The organism is Xanthomonas sp. NCPPB 4037 (genome assembly GCF_041475695.2).
GTDB lineage: Bacteria > Pseudomonadota > Gammaproteobacteria > Xanthomonadales > Xanthomonadaceae > Xanthomonas > Xanthomonas campestris.
Window position 1 is genome coordinate 119,686 of record NZ_CM191261.1, and the last position, 15,560, is coordinate 135,245.

The following is a 15,560-nucleotide window of genomic DNA, read 5'->3' on the forward strand; positions in this document are numbered from 1 at the left end:
TTACCGGTTGTGGCGTCGCTGCGGCTGAGATTGGGATGAAGGGGTTTGGGATGCGAGGCTTCGCTCGGACCCTCATCCGCCCCTTCGGGGCACCTTCTCCCGGCGGGAGAAGGGAACAACGCCCCTCTCCTACGGGAGAGGGGTTGGGGTGAGGGTACGGGGCGAAGCCACTACGAGTGGTGGGTAACACGAGAGCTTCGCTCGCACCCTCATCCGGCGCTTCGCGCCACCTTCTCCCAGCGGGAGAAGGGAACAACGCCCCTCACCGCCCAAGCAATACCAGCACATCCCGCGCAATCGCCGTTGCCTGCTCACGCAGTTCCGGTACCGCCAGGCTTTCCCATAGCGAGCCGATGCGCAGGCTGCCGATCACCCGCAGGCGTGGATTGGGGCGGCCATCGGCATCGAGCAGCGCGCCATTGGCGGCGGTGTCCACGCCGATGCCATGCGGGCCGGGCGCGGCGATGCCCTGGCCCAGCAGCTGCTGCAGCAGGCCGTTGCGCATGGCCTGCACGCGCATTTCCACGCCGGTGGCGTTGATCAGCGTCTGCACATCCAGCTGCAGCGCATGCCCCGCGCCGGCACCGGCGCTCACCCGTACGCAGGCACCGGCCTGGTACGCCACATCCAGCCGCGCGCGATGCAGTTGCAATTGCCCACGCGCCTGCATTGCCTGCAGGTGCGCATGCACCGGCGCGGCGATGCGGTGGCGATGCACATCCCAATAGCGCACCACATGCCGCAAGAAGCGGCGCTGGTCGGCGGCCGACAGCGTCTGCCATAGCGCCTGGCTCAACGGGCGGATGCGCTCCATCACGCTCTGCCAGGGCAGGCCCTGCGCGGCCGCGTCGCGCGCGTGTCCGCGCAATGCGCGCATGCGCGCGCGCAGGGGCAGTGCCAGCAGCGGTTGCGGGTCGAACGGTGCCGGCGTGGCGTGTGCGTGCGGCAGCGGCAGCAAGCCGTGCCGCGAGACCACGTGCACCGCGCCGCGGAGCTGCTGCGCGGCCAGGGTGACCACGCTGTCGGCCATGCTCAACCCGGAGCCAATAATGCACACCGCCGCGTCCTGCGGAATCTGCGCCACTGCGGGCGTGTCCCAGGCTTCCACGCGCTGGCCGGGCGCCAGGCCGGCGGCGCCGCGCAATGGCAGCGGCCGCAAGGCATTGCCCACCGCCAGGATCACGCTGGCAGCCTGCAGGTGCTGGCCGTTGTCCAAGTGCAGCAGCGCGCCTGCGGCATTGGGCTGCAGGTCGCGTACGCGAGCGCTGCAGACAGTGAGTGTGGCGGGGCTGTGCGCGCAGGCCTCCTGCAACCGCGCACGCAGGTACGGCGCATACAGGCAGCGGCCCACGAACTGCTGCGGTAGTTGCGCCGCGTCCAGCGCCGGGCAGGCCTGTGTGGCCTGCAGGTAGGCGACAAAATCGCCTGGCAACTCGGCCAGCGCGCTCATCCGCGCGGCCGGCACATTGAGCAGATGCTCGGGCCGCGCCGTGGCGTAGGCCACGCCTTCGCCCAATGCCGCGCTGGGCTCGATCATGACGATCTGCAGCGGCGCGGTGGCCTGGCGCAGCAGATGCAAGGCCACCAGCACGCCGGACGCGCCACCACCGACAATGGCGATCGCTGCATCGCCGGGCACACGCTGTTCGTTCATGCTGCAATTGTAGGCGATGGCTGCGTCGGACCCATGACCACCGGTGCAGCGGCAACCGACATGTGAGGTGCTGGATTCGCTGCGCGGCAGCTGACTGCTGGGTGAGGTTCGCAGCCCCACGCGGTGAGACTGCACGCAGCACCCAGGCCGGCATTAGCCCGGCGCCACACTGTGCGTGCGCTGCTCTCAATTACCCGTGGCAGAGGGGTGCATGCTTCGGCTTCACTACGCCAAGCCTGTGCGAATCAGGCCACCATGCTGCCCGACGCTTCAATGCCAGGCCTCACCGCGCGACAGCCATCCAGCCGCCCACTACATCAGCGCATCCGCCAGGCGTGCGATGCCTTCACGGCTTCGCCGCCAGGCCGGGCGGCGGCGCCACTGCGCGATGTCCACCGGCTGCGACTGCGCCAGGTAATCCTGCTCGATCTCGCGCAGGCGTAGCACCACGTTACGGTCGTAGCAGAGCATGCCGATCTCGGCATTGAGCGCAAACGAGCGAATGTCCAGGTTGATCGAGCCCACCAACGCAATGTCTTCATCCACGCTCAGATGCTTGGCGTGCAGAAAGTGCGGCCGGTACAGCGCAATCTTCACTCCACAGCGCAGCAACTCTTCGAAATAGGCTTCCTGCGCCCACGCCGCCAGCCGCTGGTTGTTGTGTTCGGACAGGATCAACTGCACGTCCACGCCAGACATCCCGGCGATGCGCAACGCACTGAGCATGGCTTCGTCCGGCACGAAATACGGCGTGACCAACACCACCTTGCGGCGCGCCAGATGGATCACCGCGTTGATCGCATCGCGTGCGTTTTCGAACGGATACGCCGGCCCGCTGGGCAGCAACTGGGTGGCGATGTTGTCGTCGTACACCGGTGCGTCCGGCCACACGTCCAGGCGCTGCCCGGTTTCGGTGAACCAGTCGCTGGCGAACACCGCTTCCAGGTGGTTGACCACCGGCCCGCGCACGCGCGCGACCAGTTCGCGATTGGGCGCACCGGCGATGAAGCCGGGCGCGGCCAGGTTCTGCGAGCCGACAAAGCCGACCTGGTTGTCGATCACCGCAATCTTGCGGTGGTTGCGCAGGTCCATGCGCCCGCTGCGGCGCCAACGCAAGCCGCCGGGCAGCAAGGCCAGCACCTCCACGCCACTGGCCTGCAGGCGCTGGCGATAACGGCGCAGGCCACGCTTGGCGCCCATCGCATCCAGCAGCAAGCGGCAGCGCACGCCGCGTGCGCAGGCGCGTTCCAGCGCAGCCACCACCGCCTCGCCCACCGCATCGTCGAACATCAGGTAATACAGCAGATGCACGCGTTCCTGCGCCTGGTCGATCGCGGTGATCAGCGCCTGCAGCGAGGCCTCGTAGTCGTCCAGCAGTTCCACCGCATTGCCCAGCGTTGGCATGAAATCGCCCTGCCGCTCGATCAACGGCACCACCTCGGCGCTGCTGGTGTCCGGCTGCGGAGTCCAGCGCAAGGCGTGCAACGGCAACTGCTGCTCGCGGATCACCTGCGAGGCCGTGGCCTGGCGCTGTACGCGCTGTCGCGACAGCCACGGGTGGCCGAACAACAGGTACAGCGGCAGGCCAACCACCGGCACGAAGCCGATCAGCAGCAACCAGCTGCGCGCCGCCCCAGGCGTGGTGCGGGTGGGGATCCACAGCAGCGCGGCCAGGCGGATCGCCCAGTCCAGCGCCAGCAGCCAGGTCCCTTGCAACCAGTCAGGCAGCATCGGCATCGGGTCTCGTCAAGGGGAGCCCGATTCTGACCGGGCCGCGCATAAACGCAACGGTCCGGACGCCGCCGCTGCGCAATGCCGGAATGGCCCGGCCGCAGTATCGGCCGGCAGTGCGCGATCGGCGCACACCTGGCGCACGGTCTGCACGAAGGCCGACTGCGCGCGGGTGGGGTGCCAATCAGCGCGTGTGGTCAGGCCAATCTGCCGGCGCAGCTGCGGCACCGCCAGGCCGATCTCGCACAGCAGCCCGGCGCGTTGCTCGAACAGGAACTGGTCGCGCGACATCACGGTCAGCCACTCGTCTTCCAGCAGTAGCCCGCGGATGACCAGCACCGACCCGCATTCGATGCGCGGCGGCGGCGGCTCCAGCTGCTGGTCGCGGAACATGCGCTCCCAGCGCGCGCGCAGCGGCGTGCCCGTGGCCGCCACCACCCATGGGTAGTCCAGCAATTGCGCGAAGGCGTAGGCCTGCCCGGCCAGCGGATGCCCGCTGCGCGCCACGATCACCGCCGCATCGTTGAACAGCGCGTCCTGCACCACGTCGTGCACGGGCAACGGCTCGCGCAACGCGCCGATCAACAGGTCCAGCCCGCCCTCGCGCAGCTGCGCCAGCAACTCCGGATACGGCCCTTCCACCACGCTGACGGTGGCACCGGGGTGGCTGCGTGCGAAGCGCGCCAATGCACGCGGCAGCAATACCGCGCGGGCAAGCGGCATCACCCCCACCGTCACCCGCCCGGCGTGCTGGGAGCGCAGCGCGGCCACTTCGTCCAGCCCGGCGCCCAGCTCCGCCAGGGCGAGCCGCACCTGCCGCAGCAACCGCAGCGCCACCGGCGTGGCGTGCACGCTCTTGCCGCGGCGCACGATCAACGGCACTTCGACCACATCGGCCAGCGTCTGCACCGCGCGGTAGATGGCCGGCTGCGAGACCCCGGTGCGCACCGCCGCCAGCGAATAGCTGCCGGCGACGTCTACCGCCACCAGTGCCTGCAGTTGCCCCAGCGACACCCGCCGCTCCAGGCCCGGGCGGGCCGGCAGCCGCAGCGCGCGCCGGGCCACCCGCAGCCCGCGCCCCAGGTGCGCCAATGCGCGCGCCACCCGCGGTGCCAGCAGGCGCGTGGCCTCGGTGCCGGCCATGCCGCCGGGATGGCGGTCGAACAACCGCACGCCCAATTGCTGTTCCAGCCGCGCGATGGCCTGGGTGAGCGCCGGCTGCGACAGGTTCACCTGTGGCGCGGCGGCGCTGACGCTGCCCGCTTCGGCCACCACATGCATGGCATACAGGTGGCGCAGGTTGATTTCGAAGGGTATCGACATGCTCTAACTATAAGCAGAATCAATAGACATACCTTAAATTGATCTTGAGCCAGCAAGCGCTCCACCAACAGACTCGGCGTATTGCTAACGAGGATGGATGGATGAGCCAGGTCGTCACCGACATCGCGCGTACCCCGGTCGCGGTCGTGCAAGGGTTGGCGCAGGCGGGCGTGGCCACCGTGCACGAAGCCATGGGCCGCAGCGGGCTGCTGCATCACCGGCTGCGGCCGATCTATGCCGGCTGCCGCATCGCCGGCACCGCCGTCACGGTGTCGGTCCCGCCGGGCGACAACTGGATGATGCATGTGGCGATCGAGCAACTGCGCGACGGCGACCTGCTGGTAGTCGCGCCCACCAGCGAGTGCTGCGACGGCTATTTCGGCGACCTGCTCGCCACCTCGGCGCAGGCGCGCGGCTGCCGTGGGCTGATCATCGACGCCGGCGTACGCGACGTGCGCGACCTCACCGCCATGGGCTTCCCGGTGTGGAGCCGCGCCATCTGCGCGCAGGGCACCATCAAGGAGACCCTGGGCGCGGTGAACGTGCCGCTGGTCTGCGCCGGGCAGCTGATCCAGCCAGGCGATGTGGTGGTGGCCGACGACGACGGCGTCTGCGTGGTGCCGAACGCCCAGGCACAGGCGGTGCTGGCCAAAGCCCAGGCACGCGAAGCGCGCGAATTGATCAAGCGCGAGCGGCTGGCGCGCGGCGAACTGGGCCTGGACATCTACGCCATGCGCGAGCGGCTGGCCGCGAAGGGCCTGCGCTATGTCTGAGGGCGTAAGCGCGATGTGGATGCGCGGCGGCACCTCCAAGGGCGGGTTCTTCCTGGCCGCGGACCTGTCGGCTGACACCGCCGCGCGCGATGCCTTCCTGCTGCGCGCCTATGGCTCGCCGGACCTGCGCCAGATCGATGGCATAGGCGGCGCCGACCCGCTCACCTCCAAGGTGGCGGTGGTGAGCCGCTCCGCGCGCGACGATGCCGACGTGGACTACCTGTTCCTGCAGGTCTCGGTGGATCAGGCCCAGGTCAGCGACGCGCAGAACTGCGGCAACCTGCTGGCCGGTGTGGGGCCATTCGCACTGGAGCGCGGCCTGCTGCCTGCCCAGGACGGCCAGACCGCGGTGCGCATCTTCATGCGCAACACCGGCACCGTGGCCACCGCCACCGTGTGCACGCCGGGCGGCCAGGTGACCTACGCCGGCAACACCCGGATCGACGGCGTGCCCGGCACCGCCGCGCCCATCGCGCTGGCCTTTGCCGAGATTGCCGGTTCCAGCTGCGGCGCACTGCTGCCCACCGGCAACCCGGTGGACCTGCTGGATGGCATTGCGGTCACGCTGATCGATAACGGCATGCCCTGCGTGGTACTGCGTGCCAGCGATGTGGGCATCCGCGGTGACGAAGACCGCGCCACGCTCGATGCCGATGTCGCACTCAAGGCGCGCCTGGAAACCCTGCGCCTGCAGGCCGGGCCGCTGATGCGGCTGGGCGATGTGGCCACCGCCACCGTGCCGAAGTTGATGCTGGTTTCCGCCCCACACAACGGCGGCGCGATCACGGTGCGCTCGTTCATTCCGCATCGCTGCCATGCCTCCATCGGCGTGCTGGGCGCGGTCACCGTGTCCACCGCCTGCCTGCTGCCCGGCACGCCGGCGCACGCGCTGGCACAGCTGCCGGGCGGCACCACGCAGCAGCTGGAGATCGAACACCCCAGCGGTACCAGCAGCTGCCTCATTGCACTGGACGCGCACGGCAACGTGGTGCGCGCCGCCGTCGTGCGCACCGCCCGCAAACTGTTCGATGGGGTGCTGTTTGGCTAGTCAGCAGCCCATGCCATTCACGCCTGCCGATGACGGCACGGCCGGGGGCTTGATGCAGCTGCCGGTGCACTCGGCAGCTCAGGCGGTACCGTCTGCGCGATGTGCCGCCTGCAGCGGCTATCGCCTGCGCAACCGCGCGTATGTAGGCACCTGCCGATCCCGCGCGCCCGGCTGCAGCGGCTGCAAGCAACCGCGCGATGCGCACGTTCCCTCACATCAGACGACCCGATGATCATCGACTGCCACGGCCACTACACCACCGCACCTGCTGCGCACGATGCGTTCCGCAAGGCGCAGATCGCCCATCACGACGACCCGCAGCGACCGGCCCCGCAATACCCGCACATTTCCGACGATGCGCTGCGCGAGAGCATCGAACAGCACCAATTGCGGTTGCTGCGCGAGCGTGGCGCGGACATGACCATTTTTTCGCCACGCGCCAGCACCATGGCCCACCACATCGGCGACGAAGCGGTGAGCCAGGCCTGGACGCAGCGCTGCAATGACCTGATCGCGCGCGTGGTGCAGTTGTATCCGCACACCTTCATCGGTGTCTGCCAGCTGCCGCAATCGCCAGGCGTTCCGATCAGCCACTCCATCGCCGAGCTGGAACGCTGCGTCAACGAACTACGCTTTGTCGGCTGCAATCTCAATCCCGACCCGTCGGGCGGGCACTGGAATGGCGTACCGCTCACCGACCGTGCCTGGTACCCGTTCTTCGAGAAAATGGTGGAGCTGGATGTGCCGGCGATGGTGCATGTGTCCGGCAGCTGCAATGCCAACTTCCACGCCACCGGTGCGCACTACCTCAACGCGGATACCACCGCCTTCATGCAGTTCCTGGAAGGCGATCTGTTCCGCGACTTCCCGAGCTTGCGCTTCATCATTCCGCATGGCGGCGGCGCGGTGCCTTACCACTGGGGGCGCTTTCGCGGGCTGGCCGATATGCTGGGCAAACCGCCGCTGGCCACGCATGTGATGCACAATGTGTTTTTCGATACCTGCGTGTATCACCAGCCGGGCATCGACCTGCTGTTCGAAGTGATCGACATCGACAACATCCTGTTCGGCTCGGAAATGGTGGGCGCGGTGCGCGGCATCGACCCGCAGACCGGGCATTACTTCGACGACACCAAGCGCTACATCGATGCACTGACCATCTCCGATGCAGACAAGCGCAAGGTGTTCGAAGGCAACGCGCGGCGGGTCTACCCGCGCCTGGATGCGCAACTGCGTGCGCGTGGGCTGTAGCGGTGTTCCCGTCTCCCAGCGGGAGAAGGTGCCCCGCAGGGGCGGATGAGAGTACGTGCGAAGCCTCTGGCACTCCAACCACTGCGAGTGGCTTCGCCCCGCACCCTCACCCTACCCCTCTCCCGCAGGAGAGGGGATGCCGTCCGCCGAGGTGTAGTGGCCCAGAACGCCAGGTGGGTCTACCCGCGCCTGGATGCGCAACTGCCTGCGCGTGGGCTGTAGCGGTGTTCCCTTCTCCCATCGGGAGAAGGTGCCCCGCAGGGGCGGATGAGGGTACGTGCGAAGCCTCTGGCACTCCAACCACTGCGAGCGGCTTCGCCCCGCACCCTCACCCCTACCCCTCTCCCGCAGGAGAGGGGATGTAGTCCGCCGAGGTAGTGGCCCAGGAAGTGTGCGGATTTAAACCATTGGTGCGATCAAACCCCGCAATACTCCACAAACGCAAAAACCCCGCCTCGCGGCGGGGTTTTTGTTGGAAGCAGATCGCGTAATCGGTGGATTACTTGATCTTGCCTTCCTTGTACATGACGTGCTTACGCACGACCGGGTCGTACTTCATCATTTCCATCTTCCCCGGAGTGTTTTTCTTGTTCTTATCCGTGGTGTAGAAGTGGCCGGTAGCGGCCGAGGAAATCATACGAATCTTGTCACGCTTGCCTTTTGCCATGACTGCTTACTCCTCAGACCTTTTCGCCGCGCGCACGCAGCTCTTTCAGAACGGCATCAATCCCGTTCTTGTCGATGGTGCGCAACGCATGCGCGGAAACACGGAGCTTGACCCAGCGGTTTTCGCTGGCGACCCAGAAGCGGCGCTCGTGCAGGTTGGGCAGGAAACGACGACGGGTTCTGTTGTTTGCGTGGGAGACGTTGTTACCCGTCTGCACACGCTTGCCGGACACTTGGCATACGCGGGACATTGCGCACCTCGATAAAGTTTGGTGTCTTCCTTAGCCAGGAAAACGGCGGCCCCGACAGCGCTTGGCTGCCACGCAACGTTGGGAATCAAGTACTTACGCTGGGAGCAGGCCGGCACCCCATCGCGTTGGGTGCCGCCGTCCGGAGCTATCCGGGCACAGCGAGCCGCGCATTATGCACGGCATTTCCTTGTGCCGCAAGCACTTAGGCCGGCCTGTACCCCCTCCCGGGCGGCGGCCCTCCAGACGCCTCCCCGCATACGCAACAGGGCGCGCTCATGGCGTGCCCCCGTGCTGCGGCGCCGTCATCGCTGCGGTGCGTGGGGCGCGCTCGCGGTGCAGCCAGCGATACAGCACCGGCAACACCAGCAAGGTAAGCAGGGTCGAGGAGACGATGCCGCCGATCACCACCGTGGCCAGCGGGCGCTGCACTTCCGCACCGGCACCGACATTGAAGGCCATCGGCACGAAGCCCAGCGCCGCCACCAGTGCGGTCATCAGCACCGGCCGCAAGCGCGCCAACGCGCCTTCGCGCAGGGCCTGCTCCAGTGGCATGCCCGCATCGCGCAGGCCGCGGATGAAGGCGATCATGACCAGGCCGTTGAGCACCGCCACGCCCGATAGCGCGATGAAGCCCACACCGGCCGAGATCGACAGCGACAGCCCGCGCAGCGCCAGCGCCACCACCCCGCCGGTCAGCGCCAGCGGCACGCCGCTGAACACCACCACCGCATCGCGCAACGAACCGAACGACCAGTACAGCAGCGCGAAGATCAGCAGCAGCGTGGCCGGCACCACCCAGGCCAACCGCTGCCCGGCGGAGATCAGCTGCTCGAAGGTGCCGCCGTAGCCGATCCAGTAACCGGTCGGCAGCGCCACCTCGGCCTGCACACGCTGCTGCACCTCGGCCACGAAACTGCCCAGATCGCGGTCGCGCACATTGGCGGTGATGACGATGCGCCGCTTGCCGTCTTCGCGATTGATCTGGTTCGGCCCGAGCACGCTCTCGATCCTGGCCACCTCGCGCAACGGCACCGTGGTCGGCGCACCGCTGCGCCACCCGGCCGCGCGGCTGGATTCATCCGCATCGTTGCGCTCACCATCACCCTGCAGCGGAATCGGCAGGTCGGCCAGCGCGGTCGGGTCCTGGCGCAAGGCTTCCGGCAGGCGCACCACGATGTCGAAGCGGCGGTCGCCGTCGAACAATTGCCCGGCCGGTTGCCCGCCCACCGCCGCGGCCACGGTGTCCTGCACTACGCCGGGATTGAGGCCATAGCCGGCCAACGCATCACGATCGGGCACCACGGCCAGCATCGGCAGCCCGGTGGATTGCTCCAGGCCCACGTCGGCCGCGCCAGGCACGCTGCGGGCGATGGCTTCGATCCGCCGGCCCACCGTCACCAGCGTGTCCAGGTCATCGCCGTACAGCTTGATCGCCACGTCCGCCCGCACGCCGGAAATCAGCTCGTTCATGCGCATCTGGATCGGCTGGGTGAACTCATAGTTGTTGCCGGGCAATTGCCGCACTGCCGCTTCGATCTCGGCCACCAGCTGCGCCTTGGGCTTGCGCGGATCCGGCCATTGCTCGCGGGGATGCATGATCAAGAACGTATCGGCCACCGATGGCGGCATCGGATCGGTGGCCACTTCCGCCGTACCCAGCTTGCCGAACACATGCGCCACTTCAGGGAACTGCTTGATGCGCCGCTCCAGCGTGGCCTGCATGCTGATCGCCTGCTCCAGGCTGGTGCCGGGAATGCGCATGGCATGCAGGGCGATGTCGCCCTCGTCCAGGTTCGGGATGAATTCGCTGCCCAGCCGCGTGGCCAGCGCCGCACACAGCACCACCGTGGCTAGCGCACCAATGCCGACCCAGCGCGCATGCCGCAACACGCGATCCAGCAGCGGCGCATACACCCCGCGTGCCCAGCGCATGGCGCGGTTTTCGTGCTCGGCCACCTTGCCGCCGAGCAACAAGGCGATGGCCGCCGGCACGAAGGTCAGCGACAGCAGCATCGCGCCGGTGAGCGCGAGCACCACGGTGACTGCCATCGGGTGGAACATCTTGCCCTCGATACCGGTGAGCGCGAACACCGGCAGATACACCGCCGCGATGATGCCCACACCGAACAGGCTGGGGCGGATTACCTCGGCAGTGGCCTCGGCGGTGAGGGCAAAGCGCTCGTCACGTTCCAGCACGCGGCCCAGCCGTGCCTGCGCCTCGCCGAAACGGCGCAGGCAGTTCTCCACGATGATCACCGCACCGTCGACGATCAGGCCGAAATCCAGCGCACCCAGGCTCATCAGATTGCCCGACACCCCACCGCGCACCATGCCGGTGAGGGTGAACAACATCGCCAGCGGAATCACCGCGGCGGTGATCAGCGCTGCACGCACATTGCCCAGCATCAGGAACAGCACCACGATCACCAGCAACGCGCCTTCGATCAGGTTCTTGGCAACGGTGACGATGGTGCGGTCCACCAATGCGGTGCGGTCGTACACCGGCACCGCACGCACACCGGCTGGAAGACTGGCGTTGGCCAACTCCAACCGCTGCGCAGCCGCCTGCGCCACCGTGCGGCTGTTGGCGCCCACCAGCATGAATACCGTGCCCAGCACCACTTCGGTTCCGTCCTGCGTGGCGGCACCGTTGCGCAGCTCGCGGCCTTCGCCCACCTGTGCCACATCGCGCACCCGGATCGGCACACCTTCGCGCCGATCTAGCACAATCGCCCCGATCTGCGCGATGCCATCCACCTGCCCCGGCACCCGCACCAGGAACTGCTGCCCGCTGCGTTCGATGTAGCCGGCACCGACGTTGCGGTTGTTGGCCTCCACCGCCTGAGCCACATCGTCCAGGGTGAAGCCCAACGCCACCAGACGCGCCGGATCAGGGGTGATATGGATCTGCCGCGCATGCCCGCCGATGGTGTTGACCTCGGTCACGCCAGGCACGTTGCGCAACTGCGGGCGCACCACCCAATCCTGCAAGGTGCGCAGATCGGTCGCGGTCCACGCACTGCCATCGGCCTTGCGCGCGTTTGGCTTGGCTTCGACCGTGTACATGAAAATCTCGCCCAAGCCGGTGGCGATGGGCCCCAATTGCGGCTCCAGCTCCGGCGGTAATTGCGACTTCACCTGCTGCAGCCGCTCGGCCACCTGCTGCCGCGCAAAGTACAGATCGGTGCCATCGGCAAACACCGCGGTCACCTGCGACAACCCGTAGCGCGACAAGGACCGCGTGGACTCCAAGCCCGGCAGCCCCGCCAGCACCGTCTCCAATGGAAACGTCACCCGCTGCTCGGATTCCAGTGGCGAATATCCCGGCGCCGCCGTATTGACCTGCACCTGCACGTTGGTGATATCCGGCGTGGCATCGATCGGCAACCGCGAAAGACTCCACGCACCGATCGCAATCAACACGCCCGTCAACGCCAGCATCAACCACCGCTGCGCGATCGCAAACCCAATGATCTTAGTAAGCATGGCGGGCACCTCCACAAACGCGCGACGTACACAGCGAAGTGATCGCGCCAACAGCACGCCCACGACCTATCGTGCCAGAGAACCCAGCACTGCCCAGAGCACTGCGGGTACCGCTGATGCAGCAAGCGTCTTTGTGATCAGCTTTGCCATTGACGCTGTTGCTGTTGCTGTTGCTGTTGTTGTTGCTGTGGCTTTCGATCTTGCCGTTGCCGTACCGGGGCCCCTTCCGCAGCGGCGGAGACGGTGGGCAAACCCCACCGGGGCGGCGCGCAAGGATGCGCGACGTTTTCGGCAGGGACAGGATGTCCCTTCCGAAAATTCCCGCCGGCTCCGCGCACCCGAAGGGCGCGTAGGCGGGGTGTGCTTTCTTTTGGTTACGTTTCTTTGCACAAGCAAAGAAAAGTGACTCGCGCCCGAGAGGGCGTGAAAGCCCCTGCCCTTGCACCATCCGAAAAGACCGAACACCGCGTTCGTTATTGCTAGCGAAGCACGCAACCTCGCCCACGCCATGGTTTGAGCTGTCACGAAGCACCGGCAAACCCAACTGAAATGCCAGCGCAGCGGAGGAAACAGCAGATACGCAACGATCAATGATCATGCGACGCCCCCGACTTCTCGATATCCGCCTTCACCAGATAACTCTGCTCCACTACCACAACATCCCCCGCCGCCACCCCCGACAGCACCTCCACCTGCTGCGCATCGCGCGCACCCAGCGTCAACGGCCGCACCTCGTAGGTCTCGCCCACCTGCACGAACACCACCTGCCAATCGCGGAACTGCTGCAACGCGCTCACCGGCACCACCAACCTGGCCGGCTGCTGCGCCACCGTCACCCGCGCCTTCACTGCCGACCCTGGCCGCCACAGGCCATCGGTATTGCGCAGCACCGCGCGCGCCACCGTGCTCTGGCTCGCCGTTGCCGTGCCCGGCAAGACCCGCTCCAACGTGGTCTGCGCCACCACACCGTCGCTGATACGGGTCACGGTGACCGGCGCGCCGGCGGTGATGTGCCCGGCATCGGCACCGACGATGTGCAGGTCCACCCACAAGGTGGAGAGGTCGGCGATCTCGAACAGTGCCTGGCCTTCGCCGGCATTGCTGCCCACGCTGGCGTTGCGTGCCAGCACGGTGCCGCTGATCGGCGCGACCACGCTGTAGGTGGTCAGGCTCAGATTGCTCTCCACCGTGGCCAGTACCTGCCCGGCGCGCACCTGGTCGCCCACGTTGGCGCGCAGGCTGCGCACCGGGCCGGGGAAGCGCGCGGTGGCCTGTGCCTGCCCGCCTTCGGCCGGCGTCAGCAGGCCCTGTACTTCATGCTGGTCGGCAATGCTGCCAGCGGCCACCGGTGCCACGCGAATGCCACTTTCCTTGGCGATCGCCGCGGCGATCGTGGTGCGGCCTTCGTAACTCTCATAGGTCCAGCGATGCGCCTTGCCTTGCACCGTCGCGCGCAGCTCGACATCGAACGAATGCGGCTCGGCCACCACGCTGTCGGCCAGCAGGCGGCCATCGGGCCGTGCGCTGAGCCGGTGCACTTCGGTGGCGCCGCCCAGACGGGTCAGCCGCACCTCCACGCTGCCGGCGGTGGCCGGGAGCGGTTTGCCGTCGCGGTAGAGCCAGGCCTGGTAGGTGGGCGGGGTGCCGTCTTCGGCAATCGCCAACTCGACGCTGTCGCCGTCCTGGCTCAGCAGGCGCCCGCCATGGCTGCCTTTGGCGGCTTCTTCGGCGTGCGCCTCGCCGCCGTGTTCTGCGGTTTCGCCAGCGTGCGCGTGTGCGTCTTCGCCGTCACGGCCGCAGCCGCCCAGCAGCAGCGCCAGCAATAGCGGCGCGATCCAAGAAGTCGTGGTCATGGAAAAAAATCCTGTGAGGTGCCCGCGCAGTGCGCTGGAGGCAGCAAGCGCTGAAGAACAGCGCGTGGAGGTGGTGCGCGAGGTGTGCGTTTGCACGCGCGCGCATGGCAACACGCGCAGGCGTGCCGCCGCTGCAAGACAACCGGTGGTGATGCGTGCAGGCAGCAGTGCAATCAGCCTGCTGCGGCACTGCAGGTGCCAGACGTGCAGGCTCATGGCGTCACCTGCGCGGGCACGACAAACGGCTGGCCGGTCAGGCGCTGGATTTCGATCAGCGCGGTCTGCGCCTCCGATGCGGCAGCCAGTTGCTGCTGGCGTGCGTCGTTGTGCTGCGCCTGCAATTGCGCCCAGTCCAGATAGCTGGTGGCGCCGGCGCGGTAGGCGCGTTCGGCAGCAGCATCGGCGCGGGCGAGTGCGGGCAGCACGTCCTCGCGCATGCGGCTGACTTCCAGCTGCGCAGCGCGGTAACGGCCGTGCGCATCGGCCAGCGTGGTATAGAGCACCAGCGCCTGCGACTGCCGTTCGATGTCCAGCAGCGACAGCTCCGCTTCGGCCGCGCGGATCTCCGGTTGCGCGCGTGCCGCGCTGCCCAGCGCCAACGACACGCCACCGACCAGCGCGGTGGCATCGCTGCCCTGCAGGCGGCGCACGCCCACCTGCCAATCCAGATCCGGGCGTGCCTGGCTGCGGGCCAGCCGCACCCGTGCCTCGCGCACGCGCTGCTCGTTGTTCAAGCGCGCCAGCTCGGGCGTGGCATCGAGCAGCTGCGCCAGCACGTCGAAGTCGGGAATCGCCGGCAGCTGCAGCGGGTCGCCGGTGACTGCGGCGAAGTCGGGCGTGCGTTCGCCCCACAACACCGCCAGCTGCCGACACGCGGCCAACCACTCCTGCTGCGCGCGATCGCGCTCCAGTTCCGCCCGGGCCTGCAGCGCCTGCGCGGTCAGCACCACCGATTCGGGCGATGCGCCGGCCTGCAGGCGCTGACGCGCCGCTTGCACGGTGCGCTGCCGTTGCGCCAGCGTCTCCAACGCCACCGTCTGCCGCTGCGCCGCCAGGCTGATGGCCAGATAGCGCCGCGCCACTTCGGCCAACACGTCCAGCCGCGCCAGTGCGCGTTGGGGTGCCAGCGCGTCGATGCGCGCCTGGGCCAGGGTGCGGCGCGCGTCGAGCTTGCCGCCGCGCTCCAGCACCCCAGCCAGTGTGACGGTGAGTTCGGCCTGATCCAGCGCGCGCGCAGGTCCGGTGCCGAACACGTTTTCGACCTGGGCGCCCAGGCGCAGCGGCGGACGCAGGGCGTCGCGTTCGGCTTCGGCGGTGAGCACCGCACGCTGGCCATCGGCCAGGCGCAGATCGGGATGCTGCCGGGCAACGCGCGCAATGGCGTCGTCCAGGGTCAGCACGGGTTTGGGCGGTACGTCCTGCGCCATGGCGCACGGCACGACCGCGAAGACGGCAAGTGCCGTCAGTCGCAACCACATGAGGGTGTCTCCGGAATCGGGATCGATGGACAGGCCGGCAGCTGCC

12 protein-coding genes are annotated in these 15,560 nt (G+C 67.8%); 3 read left to right on the plus strand and 9 right to left on the minus strand.

The annotated features are described in order from the left end of the window. Positions 1 to 262 precede the first annotated feature (262 nt). From ACCQ01_RS00560 to ACCQ01_RS00570, 3 genes are all read right to left on the minus strand, one after another. Entirely contained in the window at positions 263 to 1,654 is a 1,392-nt protein-coding gene (locus ACCQ01_RS00560; RefSeq protein ID WP_228433293.1) for an FAD/NAD(P)-binding protein, read from the minus strand. A gap of 312 nt (positions 1,655 to 1,966) precedes the next feature. Continuing rightward, positions 1,967 to 3,385: a cardiolipin synthase gene (gene cls, locus ACCQ01_RS00565; protein WP_029629072.1), complete on the minus strand. Its 1,419-nt coding sequence runs from the start codon at positions 3,383 to 3,385 to the stop codon at positions 1,967 to 1,969. 15 nt (positions 3,386 to 3,400) lie between these two features. Beyond that, the gene (locus ACCQ01_RS00570; protein ID WP_228433291.1) at positions 3,401 to 4,708 is read right to left on the minus strand and encodes a LysR family transcriptional regulator; all 1,308 of its coding nucleotides are present in this window, start codon (positions 4,706 to 4,708) and stop codon (positions 3,401 to 3,403) included. Between the two features lie 101 nt (positions 4,709 to 4,809). Between ACCQ01_RS00570 and ACCQ01_RS00575 the strand changes: the two genes are divergently transcribed. From ACCQ01_RS00575 to ACCQ01_RS00585, 3 genes are all read left to right on the plus strand, one after another. Further along, a complete protein-coding gene (locus tag ACCQ01_RS00575) occupies positions 4,810 to 5,481 on the plus strand; it encodes a 4-carboxy-4-hydroxy-2-oxoadipate aldolase/oxaloacetate decarboxylase (RefSeq protein ID WP_228433289.1) in 672 nt (223 codons plus the stop codon). Then, positions 5,474 to 6,529 (plus strand): 4-oxalomesaconate tautomerase, encoded by a 1,056-nt coding sequence (locus ACCQ01_RS00580; RefSeq protein ID WP_228433287.1) that lies wholly within the window; start codon positions 5,474 to 5,476, stop codon positions 6,527 to 6,529. The genes ACCQ01_RS00575 and ACCQ01_RS00580 overlap by 8 nt, the downstream gene beginning before the upstream one ends. Before the next feature lie 228 nt (positions 6,530 to 6,757). Next, a complete protein-coding gene (locus ACCQ01_RS00585) occupies positions 6,758 to 7,780 on the plus strand; it encodes an amidohydrolase family protein (protein ID WP_228433285.1) in 1,023 nt (340 codons plus the stop codon). Positions 7,781 to 8,279: 499 nt separating this feature from the next. Here the strand turns inward: ACCQ01_RS00585 and rpmG are convergent, their stop codons facing one another. From rpmG to ACCQ01_RS00615, 6 genes are all read right to left on the minus strand, one after another. After that, positions 8,280 to 8,447, minus strand: coding sequence for a 50S ribosomal protein L33 (gene rpmG / locus ACCQ01_RS00590; protein WP_002809462.1), 168 nt, complete (start codon positions 8,445 to 8,447; stop codon positions 8,280 to 8,282). A 13-nt stretch (positions 8,448 to 8,460) separates the two neighbouring features. Further along, positions 8,461 to 8,697, minus strand: a complete 237-nt coding sequence (gene rpmB, locus ACCQ01_RS00595; RefSeq protein WP_002809459.1) for a 50S ribosomal protein L28 — start codon at positions 8,695 to 8,697, stop codon at positions 8,461 to 8,463. A 273-nt stretch (positions 8,698 to 8,970) separates the two neighbouring features. Next, positions 8,971 to 12,183 carry an efflux RND transporter permease subunit gene (locus tag ACCQ01_RS00600; RefSeq protein WP_228433282.1) on the minus strand — a complete coding sequence of 1,071 codons (3,213 nt, stop codon included), beginning with the start codon at positions 12,181 to 12,183 and terminating at the stop codon, positions 8,971 to 8,973. Continuing rightward, the gene (locus ACCQ01_RS00605) at positions 12,173 to 12,781 is read right to left on the minus strand and encodes a hypothetical protein (protein ID WP_228433281.1); all 609 of its coding nucleotides are present in this window, start codon (positions 12,779 to 12,781) and stop codon (positions 12,173 to 12,175) included. The genes ACCQ01_RS00600 and ACCQ01_RS00605 overlap by 11 nt, the downstream gene beginning before the upstream one ends. After that, on the minus strand, positions 12,771 to 14,036 hold the full coding sequence (locus tag ACCQ01_RS00610) for an efflux RND transporter periplasmic adaptor subunit (protein ID WP_228433276.1): 1,266 nt from the start codon (positions 14,034 to 14,036) through the stop codon (positions 12,771 to 12,773). The genes ACCQ01_RS00605 and ACCQ01_RS00610 overlap by 11 nt, the downstream gene beginning before the upstream one ends. Positions 14,037 to 14,248: 212 nt before the next feature. Continuing rightward, a complete protein-coding gene (locus ACCQ01_RS00615; RefSeq protein ID WP_228433275.1) occupies positions 14,249 to 15,514 on the minus strand; it encodes a TolC family protein in 1,266 nt (421 codons plus the stop codon). Positions 15,515 to 15,560: the final 46 nt, after the last annotated feature.

Excerpts from the sequence above, each read along its gene's own strand:
- ACCQ01_RS00560 (WP_228433293.1), bottom strand. The coding sequence starts at position 1,654 with ATGAACGAACAGCGTGTGCCCGGCGATGCAGCGATCGCCATTGTCGGT.
- ACCQ01_RS00585 (WP_228433285.1), top strand. The coding sequence starts at position 6,758 with ATGATCATCGACTGCCACGGCCACTACACCACCGCACCTGCTGCGCAC.
- ACCQ01_RS00580 (WP_228433287.1), top strand. The coding sequence starts at position 5,474 with ATGTCTGAGGGCGTAAGCGCGATGTGGATGCGCGGCGGCACCTCCAAG.
- rpmG (WP_002809462.1), bottom strand. The coding sequence starts at position 8,447 with ATGGCAAAAGGCAAGCGTGACAAGATTCGTATGATTTCCTCGGCCGCT.
- ACCQ01_RS00600 (WP_228433282.1), bottom strand. The coding sequence starts at position 12,183 with ATGCTTACTAAGATCATTGGGTTTGCGATCGCGCAGCGGTGGTTGATG.
- ACCQ01_RS00570 (WP_228433291.1), bottom strand. The coding sequence starts at position 4,708 with ATGTCGATACCCTTCGAAATCAACCTGCGCCACCTGTATGCCATGCAT.
- ACCQ01_RS00605 (WP_228433281.1), bottom strand. The coding sequence starts at position 12,781 with ATGATCATTGATCGTTGCGTATCTGCTGTTTCCTCCGCTGCGCTGGCA.
- cls (WP_029629072.1), bottom strand. The coding sequence starts at position 3,385 with ATGCTGCCTGACTGGTTGCAAGGGACCTGGCTGCTGGCGCTGGACTGG.
- rpmB (WP_002809459.1), bottom strand. The coding sequence starts at position 8,697 with ATGTCCCGCGTATGCCAAGTGTCCGGCAAGCGTGTGCAGACGGGTAAC.
- ACCQ01_RS00610 (WP_228433276.1), bottom strand. The coding sequence starts at position 14,036 with ATGACCACGACTTCTTGGATCGCGCCGCTATTGCTGGCGCTGCTGCTG.
- ACCQ01_RS00615 (WP_228433275.1), bottom strand. The coding sequence starts at position 15,514 with ATGTGGTTGCGACTGACGGCACTTGCCGTCTTCGCGGTCGTGCCGTGC.
- ACCQ01_RS00575 (WP_228433289.1), top strand. The coding sequence starts at position 4,810 with ATGAGCCAGGTCGTCACCGACATCGCGCGTACCCCGGTCGCGGTCGTG.